The sequence below is a fragment of the Aeromicrobium choanae genome, from assembly GCF_900167475.1.
GTDB classification, from domain to species: Bacteria; Actinomycetota; Actinomycetes; order Propionibacteriales; family Nocardioidaceae; genus Aeromicrobium; species Aeromicrobium choanae.
In genome coordinates, this window is record NZ_LT796768.1 from 264,812 (window position 1) to 287,572 (window position 22,761).

At 71.6% G+C, this 22,761-nt stretch carries 22 protein-coding genes; 5 read left to right on the top strand and 17 right to left on the bottom strand.

Features of this window, described 5'->3' with window-relative positions; translation table 11 throughout:
* Positions 1-15: 15 nt before the first annotated feature.
* The 5 genes from B5D60_RS01245 to pyrH are packed head-to-tail and all read right to left on the bottom strand — an operon-like array spanning position 16 to position 5,501.
* On the bottom strand, positions 16-891 hold the full coding sequence (locus B5D60_RS01245) for a transglutaminase family protein (RefSeq protein ID WP_078698463.1): 876 nt from the start codon (positions 889-891) through the stop codon (positions 16-18).
* Positions 888-3,362 (bottom strand): circularly permuted type 2 ATP-grasp protein, encoded by a 2,475-nt coding sequence (locus tag B5D60_RS01250; protein ID WP_078698464.1) that lies wholly within the window; start codon positions 3,360-3,362, stop codon positions 888-890. The genes B5D60_RS01245 and B5D60_RS01250 overlap by 4 nt, the downstream gene beginning before the upstream one ends.
* A gap of 3 nt (positions 3,363-3,365) precedes the next feature.
* Positions 3,366-4,214: a phosphatidate cytidylyltransferase gene (locus B5D60_RS01255; protein WP_078698465.1), complete on the bottom strand. Its 849-nt coding sequence runs from the start codon at positions 4,212-4,214 to the stop codon at positions 3,366-3,368.
* Complete coding sequence (gene frr / locus B5D60_RS01260; protein WP_197684435.1) at positions 4,204-4,758, bottom strand: ribosome recycling factor; 555 nt, start codon at positions 4,756-4,758, stop codon at positions 4,204-4,206. The genes B5D60_RS01255 and frr overlap by 11 nt, the downstream gene beginning before the upstream one ends.
* 38 nt (positions 4,759-4,796) lie before the next feature.
* On the bottom strand, positions 4,797-5,501 hold the full coding sequence (pyrH, locus tag B5D60_RS01265) for a UMP kinase (protein WP_172806220.1): 705 nt from the start codon (positions 5,499-5,501) through the stop codon (positions 4,797-4,799).
* Positions 5,502-5,629: 128 nt separating this feature from the next.
* On the opposite strand from pyrH, the gene B5D60_RS01270 reads away from it, so the two are divergent.
* Positions 5,630-6,586: a DUF2804 domain-containing protein gene (locus tag B5D60_RS01270; protein WP_078698467.1), complete on the top strand. Its 957-nt coding sequence runs from the start codon at positions 5,630-5,632 to the stop codon at positions 6,584-6,586.
* Between the two features lie 119 nt (positions 6,587-6,705).
* Here B5D60_RS01270 and argH read toward each other — a convergent pair whose 3' ends face one another.
* The 8 genes from argH to argG all read right to left on the bottom strand — a co-directional run bounded on the left by argH (position 6,706) and on the right by argG (position 15,581).
* Positions 6,706-8,157, bottom strand: a complete 1,452-nt coding sequence (argH, locus tag B5D60_RS01275) for an argininosuccinate lyase (protein WP_078698468.1) — start codon at positions 8,155-8,157, stop codon at positions 6,706-6,708.
* Positions 8,150-8,659: an arginine repressor gene (locus B5D60_RS01280; RefSeq protein WP_078698469.1), complete on the bottom strand. Its 510-nt coding sequence runs from the start codon at positions 8,657-8,659 to the stop codon at positions 8,150-8,152. Before B5D60_RS01280 ends, argH begins: the two co-directional genes overlap by 8 nt.
* Before the next feature lie 115 nt (positions 8,660-8,774).
* Entirely contained in the window at positions 8,775-9,698 is a 924-nt protein-coding gene (argF, locus tag B5D60_RS01285; RefSeq protein WP_078698470.1) for an ornithine carbamoyltransferase, read from the bottom strand.
* Positions 9,699-9,774: 76 nt separating this feature from the next.
* On the bottom strand, positions 9,775-10,983 hold the full coding sequence (locus B5D60_RS01290) for an acetylornithine transaminase (protein WP_269456885.1): 1,209 nt from the start codon (positions 10,981-10,983) through the stop codon (positions 9,775-9,777).
* Positions 10,984-10,985: 2 nt separating this feature from the next.
* Positions 10,986-11,948 carry an acetylglutamate kinase gene (gene argB / locus B5D60_RS01295; protein WP_078698471.1) on the bottom strand — a complete coding sequence of 321 codons (963 nt, stop codon included), beginning with the start codon at positions 11,946-11,948 and terminating at the stop codon, positions 10,986-10,988.
* Positions 11,949-11,956: 8 nt separating this feature from the next.
* On the bottom strand, positions 11,957-13,108 hold the full coding sequence (gene argJ, locus B5D60_RS01300; RefSeq protein WP_078698472.1) for a bifunctional glutamate N-acetyltransferase/amino-acid acetyltransferase ArgJ: 1,152 nt from the start codon (positions 13,106-13,108) through the stop codon (positions 11,957-11,959).
* Positions 13,105-14,145: an N-acetyl-gamma-glutamyl-phosphate reductase gene (argC, locus tag B5D60_RS01305; RefSeq protein WP_078698473.1), complete on the bottom strand. Its 1,041-nt coding sequence runs from the start codon at positions 14,143-14,145 to the stop codon at positions 13,105-13,107. Before argC ends, argJ begins: the two co-directional genes overlap by 4 nt.
* A 5-nt stretch (positions 14,146-14,150) precedes the next feature.
* Positions 14,151-15,581 carry an argininosuccinate synthase gene (gene argG / locus B5D60_RS01310; protein ID WP_078701223.1) on the bottom strand — a complete coding sequence of 477 codons (1,431 nt, stop codon included), beginning with the start codon at positions 15,579-15,581 and terminating at the stop codon, positions 14,151-14,153.
* Positions 15,582-15,652: 71 nt separating this feature from the next.
* On the opposite strand from argG, the gene B5D60_RS01315 reads away from it, so the two are divergent.
* Positions 15,653-17,455 (top strand): DUF2207 domain-containing protein, encoded by a 1,803-nt coding sequence (locus B5D60_RS01315; RefSeq protein ID WP_078698474.1) that lies wholly within the window; start codon positions 15,653-15,655, stop codon positions 17,453-17,455.
* Between the two features lie 73 nt (positions 17,456-17,528).
* Entirely contained in the window at positions 17,529-18,086 is a 558-nt protein-coding gene (locus B5D60_RS01320; RefSeq protein ID WP_172806221.1) for a LemA family protein, read from the top strand.
* A gap of 148 nt (positions 18,087-18,234) precedes the next feature.
* On the opposite strand, the gene B5D60_RS01325 is transcribed toward B5D60_RS01320, so the two are convergent.
* Together B5D60_RS01325 and B5D60_RS01330 are read right to left on the bottom strand one after the other, a co-directional pair.
* Complete coding sequence (locus tag B5D60_RS01325) at positions 18,235-19,329, bottom strand: branched-chain amino acid aminotransferase (RefSeq protein ID WP_078698475.1); 1,095 nt, start codon at positions 19,327-19,329, stop codon at positions 18,235-18,237.
* Between the two features lie 41 nt (positions 19,330-19,370).
* Positions 19,371-20,429, bottom strand: a complete 1,059-nt coding sequence (locus tag B5D60_RS01330; protein WP_078698476.1) for a 3-isopropylmalate dehydrogenase — start codon at positions 20,427-20,429, stop codon at positions 19,371-19,373.
* A 483-nt stretch (positions 20,430-20,912) separates the two neighbouring features.
* On the opposite strand from B5D60_RS01330, the gene B5D60_RS01335 reads away from it, so the two are divergent.
* Together B5D60_RS01335 and B5D60_RS01340 are read left to right on the top strand one after the other, a co-directional pair.
* Complete coding sequence (locus B5D60_RS01335) at positions 20,913-21,476, top strand: O-methyltransferase (protein WP_153302825.1); 564 nt, start codon at positions 20,913-20,915, stop codon at positions 21,474-21,476.
* A gap of 81 nt (positions 21,477-21,557) precedes the next feature.
* Complete coding sequence (locus B5D60_RS01340) at positions 21,558-21,998, top strand: aromatic ring-opening dioxygenase LigA (RefSeq protein WP_078698478.1); 441 nt, start codon at positions 21,558-21,560, stop codon at positions 21,996-21,998.
* A 7-nt stretch (positions 21,999-22,005) separates the two neighbouring features.
* On the opposite strand, the gene yczE is transcribed toward B5D60_RS01340, so the two are convergent.
* Together yczE and B5D60_RS17260 are read right to left on the bottom strand one after the other, a co-directional pair.
* A complete protein-coding gene (gene yczE / locus B5D60_RS01345; protein WP_078698479.1) occupies positions 22,006-22,608 on the bottom strand; it encodes a membrane protein YczE in 603 nt (200 codons plus the stop codon).
* On the bottom strand, positions 22,605-22,736 hold the full coding sequence (locus B5D60_RS17260; protein WP_269456868.1) for a hypothetical protein: 132 nt from the start codon (positions 22,734-22,736) through the stop codon (positions 22,605-22,607). Before B5D60_RS17260 ends, yczE begins: the two co-directional genes overlap by 4 nt.
* Positions 22,737-22,761 lie beyond the last annotated feature (25 nt).

Sequence of the window (22,761 nt, forward strand, 5' to 3'; positions counted from 1 at the left end):
CCGCCGAGGCCGAGATCACGCGAGCGGGGCCACGTCCACCTGCACGTCGAGGGTGGAGGACCGCGCGTCGGTGTAGATGATGCCCTTCACCGGCGGGACGTCCTTGTAGTCGCGACCCCACGCGACCGTGACGTACCGGTCGTCGGCCCAGTGGTCGTTCGTCGGGTCCAGCGCGAGCCAGCTGCCGTCGGGCAACCACACGGCCGCCCACGCGTGCGAGGCGTCGGCACCGACGACACGCTCCTTGCCCGGCGGCGGGGTGGTGGCGAGGTAGCCGCTGACGTAGGCCACGGCCAGACCGTGCGACCGCAGGCACGAAAGGGTCAGGTGGGCGAAGTCCTGGCAGACGCCGGCCCGCTGCTCGAAGACGTCGTCGATCCGGCTCGTCACCGTGGTGGCGGTCTTGTCGTAGCGGAAGTCGGCGTGGATCCGGTGCATCAGGTCGGTGACCGCCTCGCCGACCGGGCGCCCGGGAGTCAGCGACACGGCGGCGTAGGCGCGCGCCTGCTCGGTCTGGTCGACCAGCGCCGACGGCAGCGCGAGGTCGACGGCGCGCCACGCCCCTTCGACGTCGGATCGCTCGGCCGGGCGGGCGAGCTCCCACGGCGTGGCCAGCGCCTCGGCATCGTGCACCGGCACCTGCACCTCGACCTCGCTCGTGGCGTCCACGACGAGCGTGCGGTGCGGGTCGGTGACCTGGAAGTACGTGACGGTGTTGCCGTAGTAGTCGGTGTCGCGGGAGGTGTCGCCGGGCGTGGGCTCGATGCGCACGTCGACCGACTCCACCTGCTGCCACGACGAGGGCCTCGGCACGACGTGGGCCAGACCGTAGCTGTTCGAGACGTCGTCGTCGTACGTGTACGTGGTGCGGTGCCACACGCGGTACCTCATGAGCCCGCCCCCACCGTGGCGAAGGCCAGGGAGCGCGGCGTGGGACCGGTGGCGAAGTGGACCTCGGCCACCGCGTCGGACAGTCGCATCAGCTGCTGCGCCGTGGCCTGCGCGAACCGCACGAAGTTCGGCCGGTTCTCGCCGTCGATCGCCATCAGCGCCGCGACGTCGAGCCGGTCCAGCTCCTCCAGCAGGTCGTCCACGAGGCGCTCGGGCCGCGTGGAGCCGCTCGACCCCGGCAGCGTCGCCAGCGAGGCGTCGATGGCGCGCAGGTTGAACAGCAGGGAGCGCGGGTTCGACTCGTCGAGCAGCAGCAGGTCGAGCACGGACGCGCCCCTCACCACACCACGGTGCCGACGGCGGTGGGTGATGGCGCTCTCGGCGGCCTGGAGGACGGCGTTGTGGACGTTCCGATCGACGTCGATGCCGCGGCGCACCGAGAGCGTGGGGCCGATCAGGTGGCACAGCTGGAGGCTGCGCTCGATCCCCCGCCCGATCTCCATCAGGTGCCAGCCCTCGTCGCGGACCATGTTCCCGGTGACGCCGTGCAGCGCGAGGATGTCGGTGAGCATACGGCCGGCGCTCTCGCCGATCTGCCAGCCGTGCGGGTTGGCCGCCAGCGCTCCCCGGGCCCGGTCCATCGCGCCGAAGACGCGGAACAGGTCGGGCGAGACCTGGTCGCGCACGCTCTGGGCGATCTCCTTGAGCCGCGCCACCGTCTGCGCGACGGAGCCGGAGCGGTGGGCGTCGAGCAGCATGGAGCGCAGGTCGCCCTCGAAGTCGACGGAGTCGTGCGACGACGGGCTGAGGGAACGCAGCAGCCGCGCGACCACGGCGAGGGTCTGTCCGCCGCTGGAGCGCGGACGACCCTGGAAGTCCTCCGCCAGCTCGTGCGTGACGATCGCCAGCCGCAGCAGGTCCTCCACCCGCTCGGCGTACCGGCCGAGCCAGAAGAGGTCGTCGAGCACGCGCGGCACGGGGGTCAGCGGAGCGCGGGCGTGGGCGACCGGCGCGGTGTCGAGCAGGCCCTGGTCGGGCTCCTCCGGCGACTCCTTGAGCACCCAGACGTCCTTGCTGGTGCTGATCTCGTCGGGCGAGGTGCCCACGGGAGCGACGGTGGCCAGCCCGCCGATCATCGGACGGTAGCTGGACCCGTGCCGCAGCGTGAAGGCCCGCAGGGTGACCGCGTGGGGCTGCAGGCGTCCCCGGTCCAGGGTGGGCGAGACCGAGACGGCGGCCACCTCCTGGCCCACGTAGCGGTGCGGCTCCGCGGTGATGGCGGCGACGAGCTCGGCGCGCGACAGCCCGGCGACCTCGAACGGCGCGTCGATCCGGCGCACCACGAGCTCGTCGAGCCGGTCCAGGAGCTGGTCGCGGCCTTCGCGCGTGCCCGCCCAGACGGTGGGGACGCCGGCCAGTCGCAGCGGCTCGTCGAGCAGCCGCTCGCACATCGCCGACATGAACGGCAGCATCGCGGCGTTCTCCAGGACACCCGAGCCGAGGCCGTTGACCACGGTGACCGTGCCGCGGCGGACCGCCTCGGTGAGGCCGGTGACGCCCAGCTGCGACTCCCCGCGCAGCTCCAGGGGGTCGCTCCACTCGGCGTCGACGCGGCGCAGCACGACGTCGACCCGCTCGAGGCGGCCGAGCACCCGCATCCAGATGGAGCCGTCGCGCGCGACGAGGTCGCTGCCCTCGACGAGCGGGAAGCCCAGCGCGGTGGCGATGAACGCCTGGTCGTAGGCCGTCTCCGAGGTCGGGCCCGGCGACAGCACCACGATGCGCGGGTTCTCACGCCCGTGGGGCGCCGCCTGGGTCAGGGACGCTCGCAGGGCCTGGAAGAACGGCGCCAGCCGGTGCAGGCCCGCCTCGCGATAGGCGACGGGCAGCACGCGTGACAGCACGCGGCGGTTCTCCATCGCGAAGCCGATCCCCGAGGGAGCCTGCGTCCGGTCGGCGATGACCTGCCACTCCCCCGTCGGAGTGCGGCCCAGATCGGTGCCCGTGACGACGAGCTGGCGGCGGTGGTCGGCGCTCGCGCGTGCCACCACCCGCAGGAAGCCGCTGTGGCCGAAGACGATGCTGGGCGGCAGGGTGCCGCTGGAGAGCAGCTCCTGCGGGCCGTAGAGGTCGAGCGAGACGGCGTTGAGCAGCTCGGCCCGCTGGGCCAGGCCCTTCTCGAGCGTGGCCCACTCCTCGGCCGCGATGACCAGCGGCACGGGATCGAGCCGCCACGACCGCTGCGCGCCGCCGGGCGGCGTGTAGACCGCGCCCTCGTCGGCCAGCAGCCGCGCGATCTCGTCACCGACGCGGGTGAGCTCGGGCAGCGTCAGGTCGACCGCCTCGGCCGCGAGCCGCTTCCACGCGTTGCGCAGAGTGCCGTCGGGACTGGCCACCTCGTCGTAGAGGGCAGCCGACTGGCCCAACGCCGGCTGGATCACCGAGGCGGCGTAGTCACGCAGGACGGTCATGGATCAGACCAGGAGGTACATCACCAGGTACGCCACCGGCGCGACGGCGATGAGCGAGTCGAGCCGGTCCATGAGTCCGCCGTGGCCGGGGAGCAGGTCGCCCATGTCCTTGATGCCGAGGTCGCGCTTGATGAGCGACTCGCACAGGTCGCCGAGGGTGGCGAAGCAGACGCCGGCGACACCGAGCACGAGGCCGGCCCACCAAGGGCCCTCGAGGGCGTAGACGACGATCAGGATGCCCGCGGCGACGCTGGCGAGCATGGATCCTGCGAAGCCCTCCCAGGACTTCTTGGGCGAGATCGTGGGTGCCATCGGGTGCTTGCCGAACAGGACGCCTGCGGCGTAGCCGCCGATGTCGGAGGCGATCGTCACCAGGATGAACGCGACGACCCGCCACGTGCCGTCGTCCGGCGCCAGCATGCGCATGACGAACACGCCCATGAGGAACAGGTACGACAGCAGGAAGATGCCGGCGGTGGCGTCGCGGACGAAGCCGTCGCTGCCCGAGCGCAGGCGCCACGCCATGGTGGCGATGACGGTGAGCGCCATGATCGCCGCGGCGGTGTCCATCTCGTCGTAGAACGCCACGACCAGCATCGCCAGGCCGCCGACCAGCACGGGCGGCAGCGGCACGCGGATCCCGGACGTGGCCAGGGCACGGGAGATCTCGATCGCGGCGACCACCAGGGCGACGGCCGCGACCGCGACGAACAGATCCTTGACCCAGAACAGCGACAGCAGCACGAGGACCACGAGGCTGACGCCCACGGTGATCGCCGCGCGGAGGTCGCGGCCGGCGCGGCCGGTCTTCTTCTCGCCTGCCGCGTCGGGAGTCGGAACCTCAGACGTCAAGGAGCTCTGCCTCTTTGGACTTCAGCGCCTCGTCGATCTCGTCGACGTGCTTCTTCGTCAGTCCGTCGAGGCGCTTCTCGGCGCCGGTGTTGTCGTCCTTGCTGATCTCGGAGTCCTTCTCGGCCCGGTCGAGCGCCTGCTTGGCGCTGCGACGCACGCCGCGGACCGCGATGCGGCCGTCCTCGGCCTTGGAGCGGGCGAGCTTGATGTACTCCTTGCGGCGCTCCTCGGTGAGCTCGGGCAGCGTCACGCGCAGCACCTTGCCGTCGTCGGACGGGTTGACGCCGAGGTCGGAGTCGCGGATGGCCTTCTCGATCGCGGGCTTCGCGCCGGCGTCGTAGGGCGCGATGATCACGGTGCGAGCCTCGGGGACCTGGAAGCTGGCCAGCTGCTGCAGCGGCGTGGGCGAGCCGTAGTAGTCGGCGGTGATCTGGGCGAACATCGCCGGGTGGGCGCGTCCGGTCCGGATTCCCTCGAACTCGTCGCGAGTGTGCTCGACCGCCTTCTTCATCCGGGTCTCGGCATCGCGCAGTGTCTCGTCGATCACGTCATGCTCCGTTGCATCGTCGGGGGTGCCCACGCTCACGCGTGGACGAGTGTTCCGATCATCTCACCACGCAGGGCCCGTGTGACCGCACCCTCGTCGTTCATGTTGAACACCATCATGGGCAGCTCATTCTCCATGCACAGCGCGAAGGCGGCCGCGTCGACGACCTGCAGGTTGCGCTGGAGGGCCTCGTTGAAGGTCAGGCTGTCGAAGCGCTGGGCCTCGGGATTGCGGCGCGGATCGGAGTCGTAGACGCCGTCGACGCCGTTCTTGCTCATCAGCACGACGTCGGCCTTGATCTCCAGGGCGCGCTGCGCCGAGACCGTGTCGGTGGAGAAGTACGGCATGCCGGCGCCGGCGCCGAAGATCACGACGCGGCCCTTCTCCATGTGGCGGATCGCACGGCGCGGGATGTAGGGCTCGGCGACCTGGGACATCGCGATGGCGGACTGCACGCGGGTCTCGACGCCCTGCTTCTCGATGAAGTCCTGCAGGGCGAGGGCGTTCATGACGGTGCCGAGCATGCCGATGTAGTCGGCGCGCGTGCGCTCCATGCCTCGCTGGCTCAGCTCGGCGCCGCGGAAGAAGTTGCCGCCGCCGACGACGATCGCGACCTGGACTCCCTCGCGGACGGCCGTGGCGACCTGGGAGGCGGCGTCGTTCACGACATCGGGGTCGATGCCGATCGCACCTCCTCCGAAGACCTCACCGGAGAGCTTGAGGAGTACGCGGCGAGCCATGGACACCAGATTAGAGGATGGCGCCCGTCCCGGTACACGCAGCGTCGCCATCGCGGTGACGGTCCGGGGCGTCGGAGACGGTGCCTCCTCGGCCGTTCACACCGCTCGGTGCCCCCTAGGCTGCGGGCATGCCCGAGATCGTCGAGCCCGTCGACCTGGCCGTGGGCCGCCGCCTGAACCCCGAGGCCGTCGGCTGGACCCGGCGACCGCTGCACCGCACCGACCTGCCGTGGACGGGCCGGACGAAGCGCTGGGAGTACTGGGGCGTCGTCACCCGCAGGTTCGTGCTCGGGCTGACGATCGCCGACCTCGACTACGCGAACCTCACGCAGGTCTACGCCTACGACCGGCTGCGCCGCCACGAGGTCAGCCTCGACACGACGAAGCTGGGCCCCCTGCGTCCTGGATTGTCCGACGCGCTGCCGCCGATCACCGCTTCGAGCGGGCCGCTGACCTTCGCCGACCACGGCCGGGGCACGCGCCTGAGGGTGGACCACGAGCGGGTGAGGGTCGCGCTGGAGGCGGAGGGCGGCGACGACGCGCTCGGGGTCGTCGTGCCGTGGAGCCCGCGCCGCTTCCAGTACACGCTGAAGGACCCCGTCCGGCCCGTCAGCGGCACCATCGAGGTCGACGGCGAGCGCGAGGCCGTGGTGGCCGGCTGGGGCGTGCTCGACCGGGGCCGCGGCATCTGGCCCTACCGCATGACGTGGAACTGGGGTGCCGGCAGCGGCGAGGTCTCCGGGCGCCGGATCGGCCTGCAGCTCGGCGGGAAGTGGACCGACGGGACCGAGCAGACCGAGAACGGGCTGTTCGTCGACGGTCGCCTGCACCACTGGATCGACGACCTGCAATGGGAGTACGACCTCGAGGACCCGGAGTCGCCATGGACCGTCACGGGGCCCGACGTCGAGGCCGTCCTGACGCCCTTCCACCGTCGCGTCGCCTCGACCCAGCTGGGCGTGATCGCGTCGCGCACCCACCAGGCCTTCGGACGCTGGTCGGGATGGGCGCGCGGCGGCAAGGGCGTGGAGTACCGGCTGGACGGTCTCGTCGGCTGGGCCGAGGAGGCGCGCAACCGCTGGTGAGGCACGGCGACCACGCGTCCCTGAGCCTCGACCGTGCGTGGTTTCCCCTCGCTATGCGGGGGAAACTTCCCCCGCATAGCGGTGGATTCCCCTGTTAACCGGGGAAACTTCGACCCGCGTCAGAGCCGCGAGCGGAGCTCGGCCAGCTGCTCGGTGACGCGCGCCTGGGCGGTGCCGCCGCGGCCGTCGCGCGAGGCGATGGAGCCGGCGAGGGTCAGCACTTCGCGCACTCCCCCGGGCTCGGAGGCGTTCGCCAGGTGCGGCGAGATCTGCGCGAAGTCCTCGTCGGTCAGGTCCCACAGCTCGATGCCGCGCTCCTCGCACACCCGGACGCACGCGCCCGAGAGCTCGTGGGCCACGCGGAACGGGACGCCCTCGCGCACGAGCCACTCGGCCACGTCGGTGGCCAGCGCGAAGCCCTGCGGCGCGAGCGCCGCCATCCGGGCGGTGTTGAACTCGAGCGTGGCGACCATCCCGGTGAACGCCGGCAGCAGGACCTCGAGGGTGTCGATCGAGTCGAACACCGGCTCCTTGTCCTCCTGCAGGTCGCGGTTGTAGGCCAGCGGCAGAGCCTTGAGCGTGGCGAGCAGCCCCGACAGGTTGCCGATCAACCGGCCCGCCTTGCCGCGCGCGAGCTCGGCGATGTCGGGGTTCTTCTTCTGCGGCATGATGCTCGACCCGGTGGAGTACCCGTCGTGCAGCGTGACGAAGTCGAACTCCTTCGTGTTCCAGATGATGATCTCCTCGGCGAGCCGCGAGACGTCGACGCCGATCTGGGCGGCGACGAAGGCGAACTCGGCGACGAAGTCGCGCGCGGCGGTGCCGTCGATCGAGTTGGCGGCCGAGCCGGTGAAGCCGAGGTCGGCCGCGACCGCCTCGGGGTCGAGGCCGAGCGAGGAGCCGGCCAGCGCGCCCGAGCCGTACGGGGACTCCGAGCCCACGCGGGCGTCCCACTCGCGCAGGCGGTCGAGGTCGCGCACGAGCGGCCACGCGTGGGCCAGCAGGTGGTGCGACAGCAGCACCGGCTGGGCGTGCTGGAGGTGTGTGCGCCCGGGCATCGGCGCACCGAGGTGGCGCTCGGCCTGTCCCGCGATCGCCTCGACGAGCTCACGCACGAGCGAGGCGACCTGGCGGGCGTGGTCGCGCAGGTAGGCGCGGAAGAGCGTGGCGACCTGGTCGTTGCGCGAACGGCCCGCGCGCAGGCGGCCGCCGAGGTCGGCGCCGAGGCGCTCCATGAGACCGCGCTCGAGCGCCGAGTGGACGTCCTCGTCGCCGGGCTCGGGACGGAACGCCCCCGACCGCACGTCGCCGTCGAGGGCGGCGATGCCGTCCATCATCGAGGTCAGGTCGTCGTCGGTCAGCAGGCCGGCGGAGTGCAGCACCCGGGCGTGCGCCCGCGAGCCGGCCAGGTCGTAGGGGGCGAGGCGCCAGTCGAAGTGCGTGGACCGCGACAGGGCCGTCAGCTCGGGCGACGGCCCCGAGGCGAACCGGCCGCCCCAGAGCCGCGAGTCGGCGGCCTCGACGTCGGTGGGGCCGGGCACGGCGGGCGTCAGGTCGGGAGAGTCAGTCATCGGTGGGCACCTTACGGGCGAGGGAGGTGAGGTGGGCGGCGAGGGCCTCGCCGCCGGCCGGGTCACGGGCGATCAGCATCACCGTGTCGTCACCGGCGATCGTGCCGAGCGTCTCGCTCATCTGCACGTGGTCGATCGCGGAGGCCAGGAACTGGGCGGCGCCCGGCGGGGTGCGCAGGACGACGAGGTTCGCCGAGGACTGCGACGAGACCAGCAGCTCGCGCAGCAGCCGCTGCAGCCGGACCTGGGCGGCCGACGAGTCGGGCGCCGCGCGGACGCTGCGGTCGCCGCCCTCGGAGGGCACGGCGTAGACGAGGCTGCCGTCGCCCTGGCGCACGCGCACCGCGTCGAGCTCGTCAAGGTCGCGCGACACCGTGGACGCCGTGGCCGTGACCCCGCGCTCGCGGAGCAGGTCGACGAGGTCGCCCTGCGAGCGCACGTCGCACGTGCCGAGCAGGTCGACGATCAGCGCCTGGCGCGCGGCCTTGGTGCCGGGGATCATGAGCGGACCTCGGTGTGGTCTCGATAGGCCGGCTCGTTCCTCGCCGAGCTACTCGACCACCGGGACCGTCCCGGTGATCGAGTGGCGGCGAGCGCAGCGAGACGTCGTATCGAGATCACGGGTGCTCCAGGAGCCAGGCGAGGATCGCCTTCTGGGCGTGGACCCGGTTCTCGGCCTCGTCCCACACGACCGACTGCGGGCCGTCGATGACGTCGGCGGCGATCTCCAGGCCACGGTAGGCCGGCAGGCAGTGCAGCACGATCGCCTCGGGATCGGCCTTGGCCAGGAGCTCGGCGGTGACGGAGTAGTCGCCGAACAGCGCGACCCGCTCGGCCTTCTCGTCCTCCTGGCCCATCGAGACCCACGTGTCCGTGATGACCACGTCGGCGCCGGCCACGGCGGTGGCCGGGTCGGCGGTGACGGCGACCGAGCCACCCGTCTGCGCGGCGATCCGCTCGGCGTCGGCGACGATCGCCGGGTCGGGCTGGAATCCCTCGGGAGCGCCCACACGCACGTGCATGCCCGCCGTGGCGCCACCGAGCAGGTAGGAGTGCCCCATGTTGTTGGCACCGTCACCGACGTAGGCGACCGTCAGTCCGGACAGCGCGCCCTTGTGCTCGATGACGGTGAGCCAGTCGGCCAGGATCTGGCACGGGTGGAAGTCGTCGGAGAGCGCGTTGACCACGGGCACGCCCGCGTGCTCGGCCATCTGCTCGAGGCCCGCCTGCGCGTAGGTTCGCCATACGACGGCGCTCGCCATCCGGCCGAACACGCGGGCCGTGTCGGCGATGGGCTCGCCGCGGCCCACCTGGGTGACGCCGGTGTCCATCACCACGGGGTTGCCGCCGAGGTCGGCGATGCCCACCGCGAAGGAGACCCGGGTGCGGGTGGACGACTTGTCGAACAGCACGACCACCGACTGCGGCCCGGTCAGCGGGCGGCGCGAGTACGGCTCGGCCTTGAGCTCGGCGGCGAGCGCCAACACCTCGGCCTGCTCGGCCGTACTCAGGTCGTCGTCCCGGAGCAGGTGTCTCGTCATGACGTCGCCTCCGTCAGAAGTGCATGGTACGGCGACGACGCCATGCCCGTGCTGATGTTCACTCGCTGGCGCTCGCTCATGCCAGCACCTCGTCGATGATCGTGGAGAGGGTGCGCACGGCGTCGGCCGCCTCGTCCTCACTGAGGACGAGCGGCGGCGCGAGCCTGAGGCGGTCGGGCGTGGGGGCGTTGATGATGAGACCGGCGTCGAGCGCGGCCTTCTGCACCTCGGCCGCGCGAGGCTCGCTCAGCACGACCCCCCGCAGCAGGCCGCGGCCGGTGACCGACTCGACCCGGGCGTTGAGGGAGAGGCCGTCGGCGAGCTGGTCGCCGCGGACGCGCGTGGCCTCCAGCAGCCCCCCGGACTCAATCGTCGAGATGACGGCCAGCGCCGCGGCCGTGGCCACGGGGTTGCCGCCGAAGGTGGTGCCGTGGTTGCCGGGACCGAGCAGGGTGGCCGCGTCGCCCAGCGCCACGCAGGCACCGATCGGGATGCCGCCGCCGAGGCCCTTGGCGAGGGTGACCAGGTCGGGGGTCACGCCGGACGGGGTGTGGCCGAACCAGTCGCCCGTGCGGCCCATGCCCGTCTGGACCTCGTCGAGCCACAACAGCGCGCCGTGCTCGGAGGTGATGCGGCGGGCCGCCGCGAGGTAGTCGGCCGGGGGCACGATGACACCGGCCTCGCCCTGGATCGGCTCGAGGATGACCGCGGCCACCGTGTCGTCGACGGCCGCGGCCAGCGCGTCGGCGTCGCCGTACGGCACCCAGCGGACGTCACCGGGCAGGGGCTCGAACGGCTCGCGGTAGGCGGCCTTCGAGGTCAGCGCGAGCGCGCCCATCGTGCGCCCGTGGAATGAGCCCTCGGCCGCCACGATCGTGGTGCGGCCCGTGCGACGGGTGGCCTTGAACGCCGCCTCGTTGGCCTCGGTGCCGGAGTTCGCGAAGAACACGCGACCCTCGCCGCCCAGGAGCCCGACCAGCCTCTCCGCGAGCTCGACCTGCGGGGCCGAGGCGAAGAAGTTGCTGATGTGCCCGAGGGTCTGCAGCTGCTGCGTGACCGCCTCGAGGATCGCCGGGTGCCCGTGACCGAGCGCGTTCACGGCGATGCCCGCGAGCAGGTCGAGGTACTTGTTGCCGTCGGCGTCCCAGACGTGGGACCCCTCGCCGCGCACGAGGACGCGCTGGGGGTCGCCGAACGTGTTCATCACGGCACCGCGGTAGCGCTCGGTCCACTCCGGGCCGCCGAGCCGGGGCTCACGGCCGTGGATGACGACTCCTTCGGGCAGGTTCACGACGTCTCCTTCGCGCTGGTCGTGTAGAGGGCGGAGCGGATCTTGGTCCGCGCACCGGCCAGCACCTGGGTGCCGACGCCCTCGTCGGTGAAGATCTCGAGCAGCACCGAGTGCGGCTCACGGCCGTCGACGACCGTGGCGCGCTTGACGCCGCCGCGGACCGCGTCGAGGCAGGCGGTCATCTTGGGGATCATCCCGCTGGCCAGCTCGGGCAGGATCGCCTCGAGAGACTCCGGGCTGATCTCGCCGATGACGTCGCTGCTGTTCGGCCAGTCGGCGTAGAGGCCCTCGACGTCGGTGAGCACGAGCAGCTTCTCTGCGCCGAGGGCGACGGCGAGCGCGGACGCGGCCGTGTCGGCGTTGACGTTCAGCACCTGGCCGTCGGCGTCGGGCGCGACGGTGGAGACCACGGGGATGCGGCCGGCCTCGATGAGGTCGATCACCGCCTCGGGGCGCACGCCCACGACCTCGCCCACCAGTCCGACGTCGACGGGCTCGCCGTCGACCAGGGGCATCGTCCGCTGGGCGCGGAACAGGCCGCCGTCCTCGCCGGACAGACCCACCGCGAGGTCGCCGTGCTGGTTCAGCAGGCCGACCAGCTCGGGACCGACCTGGCCCTTGAGCACCATGCGGACGACCTCGACCGCCTCAGGCGTCGTGACGCGCAGGCCGCCGCGGAACTCCGACTCGATCTGGAGCCGGTCGAGCATCGCGCTGATCTGCGGACCGCCGCCGTGCACGACGACGGGCTTGAACCCGGCGAGGCGCAGGAAGACGATGTCCTCGGCGAACGCGCGCTTGAGCTTGTCGTCGGTCATGGCGTTGCCGCCGTACTTCACCACCACGATCTTGCCGTGGTACGCCTTCAGCCACGGCAGGGCGTGGGCCAGCGTCGCGGCCTTCGTGGTGGCGGCGGCCCAGTCCTCGGGCGCCCATTCGGTCATGCTGTTGTCGCTCATGTGCTTCCTCAGGTCGAGTAGGCGGAGTTCTCGTGGACGTAGGCCTGGGTCAGGTCGTTCGTCCAGATGGTGGCGCTGTGGGGACCGGCCTTCAGGTCGATCGTGACGGTGACCGAGCGCGGCTCGAGGTCGACGAGGTCGATCGACTCCCCCACGCCGGAGTTGCGGCATACCCACACGTCGTTGACCGCGACATCGAGGTCGAGCGGGTCGAACGCGGCGGTCGTGGTGCCGGCCGACGCCAGGATGCGGCCCCAGTTCGGGTCCTTGCCGAAGATCGCGCACTTGAACAGGTTGCTGCGCGCGACGGAGCGGCCGACCTCCAGCGCGTCGTCCTCGCTCGCGGCGTTGATCGTGGTGATCGCGATCTCGTGGTCGGCGCCCTCGGCGTCGGCGAGCAGCTGCAGGGCGAGGTCGCGGCACACCGTGGTGAGGGCCTCGGTGAACTCGGCGACGTCCGGGGTGACCCCGGAGGCGCCGGAGGTCATCAGCAGCACCGTGTCGTTCGTGGACTGGCAGCCGTCGGAGTCGAGCCGGTCGAACGTCAGCGCCGTGGCCGACCGCAGCGCGGTGTCGAGCGTCGCGGAGTCGAGGTCGGCGTCGGTCGTGATGACGACGAGCATCGTGGCGAGCGCGGGCGCGAGCATGCCCGCGCCCTTCGCCATGCCGCCGATCACCCAGCCGTCGCCCTCGGCGGTGGCCTGCTTGTTGACCGTGTCGGTGGTCATGATCGCCGTGGCTGCGTCGAGGCCGCCGTCGGGCGACAGCGCGGCCACCGCGGCGTCCACCCCGGCCAGCACCTTCGGCTCGTCGAGGAGGCGTCCGATCAGGCCCGTCGAGCAGACCTGGACGTCGATCGCCCCGATGCCCAGGTGCTCCGCGACGCGCTCGGCGGTGCGGTGCGTGGCGGCGAAGCCCTCGGGGCCCGTGTAGCAGTTGGCGCCGCCGGAGTTCAGCACGATCGCCCGGGCGCTGCCGCCCTTGATCGCCTGCTCGCTCCAGATGACCGGGTGCGCCTTGCAGCGGTTCGAGGTGAAGACCGCGGCCGCGGCCGACGACGGGCCCTCGTTGACGACGAGGGAGATGTCGGGCTTGCCCGAGTCCTTGAGGCCCGCGGTGACACCCGCGGCCCGGAAGCCTTGCGCAGCAGTGACGCTCATGGCGCGACTCCGATCGTGGTGAGTCCGGTGGTCTCGGGCAGGCCCAGGGCGAGGTTCATCGACTGGATCGCGCCGCCCGCCGTGCCCTTGACGAGGTTGTCGATGGCCGTGACGGTGACGAGGCGACCGGCGCGCTCGTCCACCGCGAGCTGCACGTGGGCGACGTTCGCGCCCAGCGTGGCGGCCGTGGTGGGCCACTGGCCCTCGGGCAGGAGGTGGACGAACGGCTCGGCGCCGTAGGCCTTCTCGTAGACGGCTCGGGCGGCGTCGGCATCGACGCCCGGCGCCAGCCGCGCGGTGGCGGTGGCCAGGATGCCGCGCGCCATCGGCACGAGCGTGGGGGTGAACGAGATGGTGACCTCGTCGGCCCCGGCCCGGCCGAGGTTCTGGGCGATCTCCGGGATGTGCCGGTGCGTGCCGCCGACCCCGTAGGGCGAGGCGGAGCCGAGTCCCTCCGACGCCAGCAGGTGCGTCTTGAGCGCCTTGCCCGCTCCGGAGAAGCCGTTGGCGAGCACCGCGACGAGGTCGGTCGACTCGACGATCCCGGCGGCCACGGCGGGCTGCAGGCCCAGCGTGACGGCGGTGACGTTGCAGCCCGGCACGGCGATCCGGCGCACTCCCGCGAGCGCGTCGCGCTGGCGCGACGAGCCGGTGATCAGCTCGGGCATCCCGTACGGCCAGGTGCCCGCGTGGTCACCGCCGTAGTAGGCGGCCCAGTCGTCGGAGCTCTCGAGCCGGTGGTCGGCACCGCAGTCGATCACCAGGACGTCGTCCGGCAGCTGCGCGGCGACGGCTCCGGAGGCGCCGTGCGGCAGGGCCAGGAACACGACGTCGTGACCTGCAAGGTTATCGGCGGTGGTCTCGGCGACGATGCGGTCGGCCAGCGGGAGCAGGTGGGGCTGGTGCTCCCCGAACCGCGATCCCGCGCTGGACCCTGCGGTCAGCGCGCCGATCTCGACCTCGGGATGCGCCAGCAGCAGCCGGAGGACCTCTCCCCCGGCGTAGCCCGTGGCACCGGTGACGGCGACCTTGATCATGGCGATCAGTCCGTCCCGAACTCCATGGCGGCCGCGTCGAGCGCGACCTCCTCGTCACCCTCGACCGCCGGGTTGGCCTCGATGCGCATGGCACCGCCGGCCGGCAGCTCGCCGAACAGCGTGCCGTTCTCGACGAGGACCTGGCCCTGGTCGAGCGGCTGCGCGGCGTACATCTCGAGCTTGGCGCGCGAGTCGGCGATGTCGAGGTTGCGCATCGTCAGCTGACCGATCCGGTCGGTGGGACCGAACACGGCGTTCTCCGTGCGCTCCATCGAGAGCTTCTCCGGGTGGTAGGAGAAGTTCTGGCCCTGGGTGTCGAGGATCGTGTAGTCGTCGCCGCGCCGTAGCCGCAGCGTGACCGAGCCGCTGACGAGCGAGGCGATCCAGCGCTGGATCGACTCGCGCAGCATCATCGCCTGCGGGTCGAGCCACCGGCCCTCGTACATGAGCCGGCCCAGCCGGCGGCCGTGCGCGTGGTAGTTCGCGACGGTGTCCTCGTTGTGCACCGCGTTCACGAGCCGCTCGTAGGCGATCCACAGCAGCGCCATGCCCGGCGCCTCGTAGATGCCCCGGCTCTTGGCCTCGATGATCCGGTTCTCGATCTGGTCGGACATGCCCAGCCCGTGACGGCCGCCGATCGTGTTGGCCTCGTGGACGAGTGCCACGGGGTCGTCGAACCGGGTGCCGTTGATCGCGACCGGCCAGCCCTCCTCGAAGGAGATCGTGACGTCCTCGGAGTCGATGTCGACCGAGGAGTCCCAGAACTTCACGCCCATGATCGGGTCGACGGTCTCCAGCGAGACGTCGAGGTGCTCGAGCGTCTTCGCCTCGTGGGTGGCGCCCCAGATGTTCGCGTCGGTCGAGTAGGCCTTCTCCTGGCTGTCCCGGTAGGGCAGCTGGTGCTCGACGAGCCACTGGCTCATCTCGGTGCGGCCGCCCAGCTCGTGGACGAAGTCGGCGTCGAGCCACGGCTTGTAGACGCGCAGCTCGGGGTTGGCCAGCAGGCCGTAGCGGTAGAACCGCTCGATGTCGTTGCCCTTGAAGGTGGAGCCGTCGCCCCAGATGTTGACGCCGTCCTCGTGCATCGCGCGCACGAGCAGCGTGCCGGTGACGGCGCGGCCCAGCGGCGTGGTGTTGAAGTAGGTGCGGCCCGCGGACTTGATGTGGAAGGCGCCGCAGGCCAGCGCGGCCAGGCCCTCGTCGACGAGAGGACGCTTGCAGTCGATCGCGCGGGCCAGCTCGGCGCCGTACTCCATGGCGCGGCCGGGGACGCCGGAGATGTCCGGCTCGTCGTACTGGCCGAGATCGGCGGTGTAGGTGCAGGGGACGGCGCCCTTGTCGCGCATCCACGCGACGGCGACGGACGTGTCGAGTCCGCCGGAGAAGGCGATGCCGACGCGCTCGCCGACGGGGAGACTGGTGAGGACCTTGGACATGCGGAACATTCTTGCACATCTCTGCAATTCTTTGCAGACGGGGTCCGGTCCCGCTCCCCTAGTATCCGGCCATGGCCCGTCTCGTGCTCCGCCTGGTGACCGCCGTCATCCTCGTGGGCGTCCTGCTCGTCCCCGCCCTCGCGACGATGTCGAACTCCGCGAGCAGCAGCGTGGCCGATCCGGTGACCATCACGTCCTACCGTGCCACGTACGACGTCGACGAGGACGGCACCCTGAACGCCACCGAGACGATCACCGCCGACTTCCCGTGGGGTCGTCACGGGATCTTCCGCTACTGGGACCTGGCCGACCGCGCCGACCACACGGTCCGCTACCGGCCGCGCGACGTGAGCATCCGGCTCGACGGCGACTCCGTCGAGGTCGACCGCTCGTGGGAGCAGGGACGGCGCTTCCGGGTGGCGCGCATCGGCAGTGCCGACCAGTACCTCTCCCCCGGCCCGCACACCTACACGATCAGCTACCGGATCGACGGCGTCCTCGCCCCGAACCCCGAGCGCGTGGCCGACGCCAACGCCAGCTGGACCGGGGGCGACGCCGACCGCTCGGAGTTCGTCTGGCAGGTCGTCGCCGCCGGCTGGAGCATGCCGATCCGCGAGGCCGAACTCACCGTCAACCTGCCCGCCGTCACCGATCGCCTGGAGTGCTCGATCGGCGACGGGCGCCCGTGCACGGTGCAGGGCGAGGGCACCACCGCACTGCGGATCAGCGCCACCGACCTGCCGCCGAACACCTCGGTCCTGCTCCGCGCCGCGATGGACCAGCCGGCCCCCGATCGCGGCCAGGTGCCCTGGTCGATCGGCTGGGACCGGCTGTTCGGGACGACCCTGCCGCCGTTCCTCGTGGCGCTCGCGCTCGCCGCCCTCGCGTTCGCGGTGGGCTACGTGCTCGACCGGCTGTCGCGTGAGCGCCGCCCCGGGCTCCCGGTGATGTTCGAGCCGCCCGCGGGGCTCGGCCCGGTGCAGGCGGCGTACATCGTGGACGAGCGGGTCCCTCGACGCGCCCTCACAGCGACGCTCCTGCACCTGGCCGAGCAGGGTCACGTCACCCTCCACCAGAACGACGGGAACTGGACCGTCAAGGGCACTCTCGCGAACGACGCCTGGGACACCCTCGACCCCGTGGCTCGCCACGTCGTCTCGGGTCTGGGGCTCCGCGGCCAGAACGGCCCGACCTTCAGCGCGAATGGGTCCGTCAGCTCGGGCAAGAAGCTGTCCGCCGTGACGTCCGCGATTCCCGGGGTGACCCGGGCGTGGGCGACCACCACGGGCGCGACCGTCCCGGCCCGCCGCGAGTGGACGTGGCGGGTGCTGTTCGGCATCGCCGTCGCGGCCGTCGTCGTCGGGACGTTCCTCGGCGTCACCGGGATCTACCTGCTGCCGTTCGCCGCGTTCGCCGTCGGCGCGGTCGGGGTCCTGATGCCGGGCGCGGGGTCACGCCGCACCGCCCAGGGCCGTGACCTGTGGTCGCGCGCCGGCGGGTTCGAGCGCTTCCTGGGCACCGACGCGTCGCAGGACCGCTTCGACTTCAGCGGCCGCCAGGACCTGTACACCGCCTACATCCCCTACGCCGTCGCCTTCGGGGTCGCCGACCGTTGGGCCCGCAAGTACGAGGTCGCGACGGGACAGGCCGCGCCGCTGCCGGTCTGGTACGCCGGCGGGGGCCATCACACCCCGGCGGGAAGCGCTCTCGGCGGAGATCCGTTCAGCGACTTCGAGCGCGCTGTCGCCAGCTCCATCAGCGCCTACACGGCGAGCCAGGCGTCGTCCTCCTCCGGCAGCAGCGGTGGTGGCGGCGGCGGAGGAGGCGGGTTCAGCGGCGGTGGCGGCGGCGGTGGCGGCGGCGGCTCGTGGTGATCGTCACGTTCGCGGCCGGGCCCGCCGGCCGCGCCAGTAGAGTCTCGACCAGTTCCCGACTTCGGAGGTACCCGTGCTGATCTGGATCATCGTCGCGATCGTCGTCGCCGTCGCGCTGTTCGGGGTCGTCGCCTTCAACCGCCTGCGCACGGCCGACATCGGCGCGCAGGAGGCCCTCGGCGGCATCGACGTGCAGCTGACCCGTCGCGCCGACCTCATCCCGAACCTGGTCAGCACGGTCAAGGGCTACGCGGCCCATGAGCGCGGCGTCTTCGAGGAGGTCACCGCGGCCCGCGCCGGCGTGCAGCAGGCCGCCGGCTCCGGCTCGGTGGAGCAGCGCGCCACGGCCGAGGTGCGGCTCGAGCGCGCACTCGTGGACGTCATGGCCGTGGCCGAGGCGTACCCCGACCTCAAGGCCTCGGCGAACTTCCAGCAGCTCCAGTCCGAGCTGAGCGACACCGAGAACAAGCTGTCGTTCGCCCGCCAGTACTACAACGACGCGGTCCGCGCGCTCAACGAGCTGGTCCGCACGATCCCCTGGATGTTCTTCTCCGGCCTCGCCGGCGTCAAGGAGCGCACCTTCTACGACGCCCCGGCCGGCCAGGAGACCCCGCCGACCGTGCAGTTCTGACGGATCTCGATATGCCGCTCGCTGCGCTCGCGAGCTACTCGATCACCGGCACGGGAGCCGCGTAGCCCTCGCGAACTACTCGATCACCGGCCCGGTGGTCGAGTAGCTGGGCGAGGAACGAGCCCGCGTATCGAGACCAGTGGAGAGGTCAGACCGCGCGGGTCATCCAGCCGTGGCGGTCCTCGGCGCGGCCGTACTGGATGTCGACGAGAGCTCCGCGGATGTCGGCGGTCACCTTGCCCGGCTCGCCCTCGGCGCTGACGACCTCACCACCGTCCCACTTGAGCTTCCCGACCGGGGTCACGACGGCGGCCGTGCCACACGCGAAGACCTCGGTGATCGTGCCGTCGGCCACGCCGTCGCGCCAGTCGTCGATCGAGACCTTGCGCTCGATCACGTCGTGGCCGAGGTCCTGCGCGATGGTGAGGATCGAGTCGCGGGTGATCCCCTCGAGGATCGAGCCGCTCAGCTCGGGCGTGACGATCGACCCGTCGGAGTGGACGAAGTAGAGGTTCATGCCACCGAGCTCCTCCACCCACCGGTGCTCCACCGAGTCCAGGAACGCGACCTGCGCGCACCCGTGCGAGGCCGCCTCCTGCTGGGGCAGCAGGCTCGCGGCGTAGTTCCCACCGCACTTGGCAGCACCCGTGCCACCGGCGCCCGCGCGGCTGTACTCGCTGGACAGCCAGATGTCGACCGGCTTCACGCCCTCGGCGAAGTACGCCCCGGCCGGCGACGCGATCACCGAGTAGGTGACGTGCTGGCTGGGCCGGACACCGAGGAAGACCTCGGACGCGAACATGAAGGGCCGCAGGTAGAGGCTGCGCTCCTCACCCGTGGGCACCCACGCGCGGTCGGCCTCGATGAGCGCCTTCACCGAGCCGGTGAACCACTCGATCGGCAGCTGCGGCAGCGCCAGCCTCGCGGCGGACCGCTGCATGCGCGCCGCGTTCGCCTCGGGACGGAACAGCCACACCGAGTCGTCGGCGTGGGCGTAGGCCTTGAGCCCCTCGAAGATCTCCTGCGCGTAGTGCAGGACCGCGGTGGCCGGGTCGAGGGACAGCGGGCCGTACGGCACGACGCGGGGGTCGTGCCAGTCCTGCTCGGGAGTCCACTCGGTCAGGAACATGTGGTCGGTGAAGTGGTTGCCGAAGCCGGGATCGGCGAGGATCCCGGCGCGCTCGGCGGAGCTGCGCGCGTTCGGACTGGTCTCGATCCGGGGGGTGAACGCGGGGGTGGTCATGGCGGACACGATAGTCCTTTCGGTGGTGGAGGGGATGGTCGTCAGGCGACCGGTACCGCTCCGGCCACGCGCGACGCGATGGCCTCCCCCACCTCCTGCGTGGACCGCGGCTGACCGTCGCGCGCGGCGATGTCGGCCTCGACGGCCTCGGTGATCCGCTGGGCCTGCTCGGCGTGGCCGAGGTGCTCCAGCAGCAGGCCGGCCGACAGGATCGCGGCGGTCGGATCGGCCTTGGACTGGCCCGCGATGTCGGGCGCCGAGCCGTGGACGGGCTCGAACATGCTGGGCGACGTGCGGTCGGGGTTCACGTTGCCGCTCGCGGCCAGGCCGATGCCACCGGTGATGGCGGCGGCGAGGTCGGTGAGGATGTCGCCGAACAGGTTGTCGGTGACGATCACGTCGAAGCGCGCCGGGTCGGTCGCCAGGAAGATCGTGGCGGCGTCGACGTGCAGGTAGTCCACCGAGACGTCGGGGAACTCGGCGGCGACGGCGTCGACCGTGCGGCTCCACAGGTGACCCGCGTGGACGAGCACGTTGTTCTTGTGCACGAGCGTCAGCTTGCGGCGCGGGCGCGCCTGCGCGCGGGCGAAGGCGTCGCGGACGACGCGCTCGACACCGAAGGCCGTGTTGAGGCTGACCTCGGTGGCGACCTCCTGGGGCGTGCCGACGCGGATCGCGCCGCCGTTGCCCACGTAAGGACCCTCGGTGCCCTCGCGGACGACGACGAAGTCGATGTCGCCCGGGTCGGCCAGCGGGGTCGGGACGCCGGGGAACAGCTTCGACGGCCGCAGGTTGACGTAGTGGTCCAACTCGAACCGCAGCCGCAGCAGCAGGCCGCGCTCCAGCACGCCCGAGGGGACGGACGGGTCGCCGACGGCGCCGAGCAGGATCGCGTCGTGCCCGCGAATCTCCTCGAGCACGGAGTCCGGAAGGGTCTCGCCGGTGGCGTGCCACCGGCGAGCACCGAGGTCGTACGCCGTGCGCTCGAACGTGAGTCCGGCGTCCTGCGCGACGACGTCGAGAACCTTCAGGGCCTGGTCGGTGACCTCGGGGCCGATGCCGTCACCGGCAACGACCGCGAGCGAGTAGGAGCTGGTCATGGGTCCATCCTAGAACTGTCGATCTCAGATACTGAAACTCGGGTCTCGCGATCCGGTCATCAGTTGTCGTCGGGCGTCCCATCGAATTCGGCGTCGTCGCGCAGGTGCGCGGGTCCCCATTCGATGGCGATGGTCGGGTCGAACATGAGAGCTCCTCTGAAGTGGCAGTGGTGTGGTCGGTGCGGGATCCGACGGGACCGACGACCCTGCGGGGCCACGTGCTGCGACGGGTGACGTCGATCAGCGTTTCAGAGGAGAGAACCAGGTCCTGGTCCAGAACATCTGCTGCAGAGTCGTCGAGCCAACGCCGAAACTCCGCGGCAGGTGTGGCCCTAGGAGGTCCTGCCGCGGCAAGCGATGAGTACGAGCTGCTTCCGCATGGCCGCGAGCATACACGGCGATTCGGGCCGCTGTCAGGGGGTCGGGGCGTCTCAGCGATCGACCATGGCCGCCAGGGCGCGGATGACGTGGAACACTGGCCCCATGAGCGCACCGGCTGAGGTCCCCGATCTGGTCGCGCGCGCCCTGGACCTGTCCCGGCGCCGTGGCTTCATCACCTCGACGCGCAGTGAGACGGGCCGCCTGCTGGCGACCCTGGCCGCCACCCGCCACGGCACCCTCGCCGAGCTCGGCACCGGCTGCGGAGTCGGCTCGGCCTGGCTCTCCAGCGGTGCCCCGAAGGGCGCCCACATCGTCACTGCCGAACTCGATCCCGGGCTCGCCGAGGACGTGCAGGGCATCTTCCACGACGCCGCGAACGTCGAGGTGACCTGCGGCGACTGGACCGTGCTGGAGCAGTACGCCCCGTTCTCGTTGCTGTTCGTCGACGTCCGCGACGTGATGGCCAGCATCGACGTCCTGGCCGACCTGCTCGAGCCCGGCGGGATCGCGGTGCTCGACGACTTCGTGCCCTCGCCCTTCTGGCCGCCGATCGTCGACGGTCAGGTCGACTCCGTGCGCGAGCAGTGGCTCACCGACGAGCGCTTCATCGCCGTCGAGATGCTCATCGACCCCGACGCGAGCCTCATCATCGCCACGCGACGCTGACGTCGCCCCTCGCCGCCTGACCCTTCCCTCCCCTAGTCTCGGCCCCAGAGGGTCATTGAGGCCCCGACGGAAGGAAGCACCATGTCCGATCCGACCCCCACCTACACCAGCGCACCGCGCCACAAGGGAGTTCGCACCGTCGGACTGCTCTCGATCATCGCCGGACTCGTCCTCATCGTTGCCGGAGCCGCCACGTGGTGGGTGGTGACCGACCAGCTCGCCGCCCAGAACATCACCGTGTCCGAGGACGCCGACTGGTTCGGTGGAGACCAGGTCAACGGCCCGCTCACCGCCTACTCCCAGGCCCAGATCATCGACAAGCACGCCCTCGAGGCGACCGGCGGCAAGACGTACGCCGAGCTCGAGCAGGACGACCCGCTGCGCGAGACCGCGATGAACGCCTCGTTCCTGCGTGCCTCGCTGTTCACGTCCGTCGTGGCCTACGGCGTGGCCCTGTTCGCCGCGGGCATGGGACTGATGTGGATCCTGATGGGCTGGTCGCTGCGCAAGCTCACGACCTGACCCGGGGTCACGCGGGGGCCGGCTCGGCGGCCGGCGCCCTGCGGACCTCGAACCAGGGCAGGAAGAGCTGCACGATCGGTCCGATCGCCAGCGCGTAGAGCACCGTGCCGACGCCGACGGTGCCGCCGAGCGCGAAGCCGGTGACCAGCACCGCGACCTCCAGTCCGGTGCGCACGAGGCGGACGCTCGCACCCGTGCGGCGGACGATCCCCGTCCACAGCCCGTCGCGAGGACCCGGACCGAGGCCGGCGCCGACGTACATCGCGCCGGCCAGGCCGTTGCCCACGATGCCGGCCAGGAGCATGACCACGCCGGTCGCGAGGCTGGACGCCTCCGGGAGCATCGCGAGCGTGACGTCGGCGGCGACCCCGATCACCAGGACGTTCGCGATGGTGCCGATCCCGGGTCGCTGACGCAAGGGAATCCAGGCCAGCAGCACCAGGGCACCGACCACGATCACGACCTGCCCGAAGGTCAGGTCGACGTGGTGCGTCACGCCCTCGTGGAAGACGTCCCACGGGTCGAGGCCCAGACCCGCGCGCACCATCAGGGCCATGGTCGCGCCGTAGAGCCACAGGCCCACCATCAGCTGCACGAGGCGGCGCGTCATCGACGTCCCCCGGCGTGGCGGGCGATCGGCGCGTTCGGGATGCGACGCAGGCCGTCGCGGCGAACGGTCCGGACGGTGGCGACGGAGCCCCACACGGCGAGGGCGACCAGGAGGATGCACAGGATCACCCTCTCACTGTGCGCCTGATTGGAC

Bases quoted from the DNA above. Each gene is read 5' to 3' on its own strand.
- B5D60_RS01280 (WP_078698469.1), bottom strand. From the start codon at position 8,659: ATGATCCCCGGCACCAAGGCCGCGCGCCAGGCGCTGATCGTCGACCTG.
- B5D60_RS01335 (WP_153302825.1), top strand. From the start codon at position 20,913: ATGAGCGCACCGGCTGAGGTCCCCGATCTGGTCGCGCGCGCCCTGGAC.
- pyrH (WP_172806220.1), bottom strand. From the start codon at position 5,501: ATGGCTCGCCGCGTACTCCTCAAGCTCTCCGGTGAGGTCTTCGGAGGA.
- B5D60_RS01270 (WP_078698467.1), top strand. From the start codon at position 5,630: ATGCCCGAGATCGTCGAGCCCGTCGACCTGGCCGTGGGCCGCCGCCTG.
- argJ (WP_078698472.1), bottom strand. From the start codon at position 13,108: ATGAGCGTCACTGCTGCGCAAGGCTTCCGGGCCGCGGGTGTCACCGCG.
- B5D60_RS01245 (WP_078698463.1), bottom strand. From the start codon at position 891: ATGAGGTACCGCGTGTGGCACCGCACCACGTACACGTACGACGACGAC.
- B5D60_RS01340 (WP_078698478.1), top strand. From the start codon at position 21,558: ATGTCCGATCCGACCCCCACCTACACCAGCGCACCGCGCCACAAGGGA.
- B5D60_RS01250 (WP_078698464.1), bottom strand. From the start codon at position 3,362: ATGACCGTCCTGCGTGACTACGCCGCCTCGGTGATCCAGCCGGCGTTG.
- yczE (WP_078698479.1), bottom strand. From the start codon at position 22,608: ATGACGCGCCGCCTCGTGCAGCTGATGGTGGGCCTGTGGCTCTACGGC.
- argB (WP_078698471.1), bottom strand. From the start codon at position 11,948: ATGAGCGACAACAGCATGACCGAATGGGCGCCCGAGGACTGGGCCGCC.
- B5D60_RS01325 (WP_078698475.1), bottom strand. From the start codon at position 19,329: ATGACCACCCCCGCGTTCACCCCCCGGATCGAGACCAGTCCGAACGCG.
- argG (WP_078701223.1), bottom strand. From the start codon at position 15,581: ATGTCCAAGGTCCTCACCAGTCTCCCCGTCGGCGAGCGCGTCGGCATC.
- B5D60_RS01315 (WP_078698474.1), top strand. From the start codon at position 15,653: ATGGCCCGTCTCGTGCTCCGCCTGGTGACCGCCGTCATCCTCGTGGGC.
- B5D60_RS01330 (WP_078698476.1), bottom strand. From the start codon at position 20,429: ATGACCAGCTCCTACTCGCTCGCGGTCGTTGCCGGTGACGGCATCGGC.
- argH (WP_078698468.1), bottom strand. From the start codon at position 8,157: ATGACTGACTCTCCCGACCTGACGCCCGCCGTGCCCGGCCCCACCGAC.
- argF (WP_078698470.1), bottom strand. From the start codon at position 9,698: ATGACGAGACACCTGCTCCGGGACGACGACCTGAGTACGGCCGAGCAG.
- argC (WP_078698473.1), bottom strand. From the start codon at position 14,145: ATGATCAAGGTCGCCGTCACCGGTGCCACGGGCTACGCCGGGGGAGAG.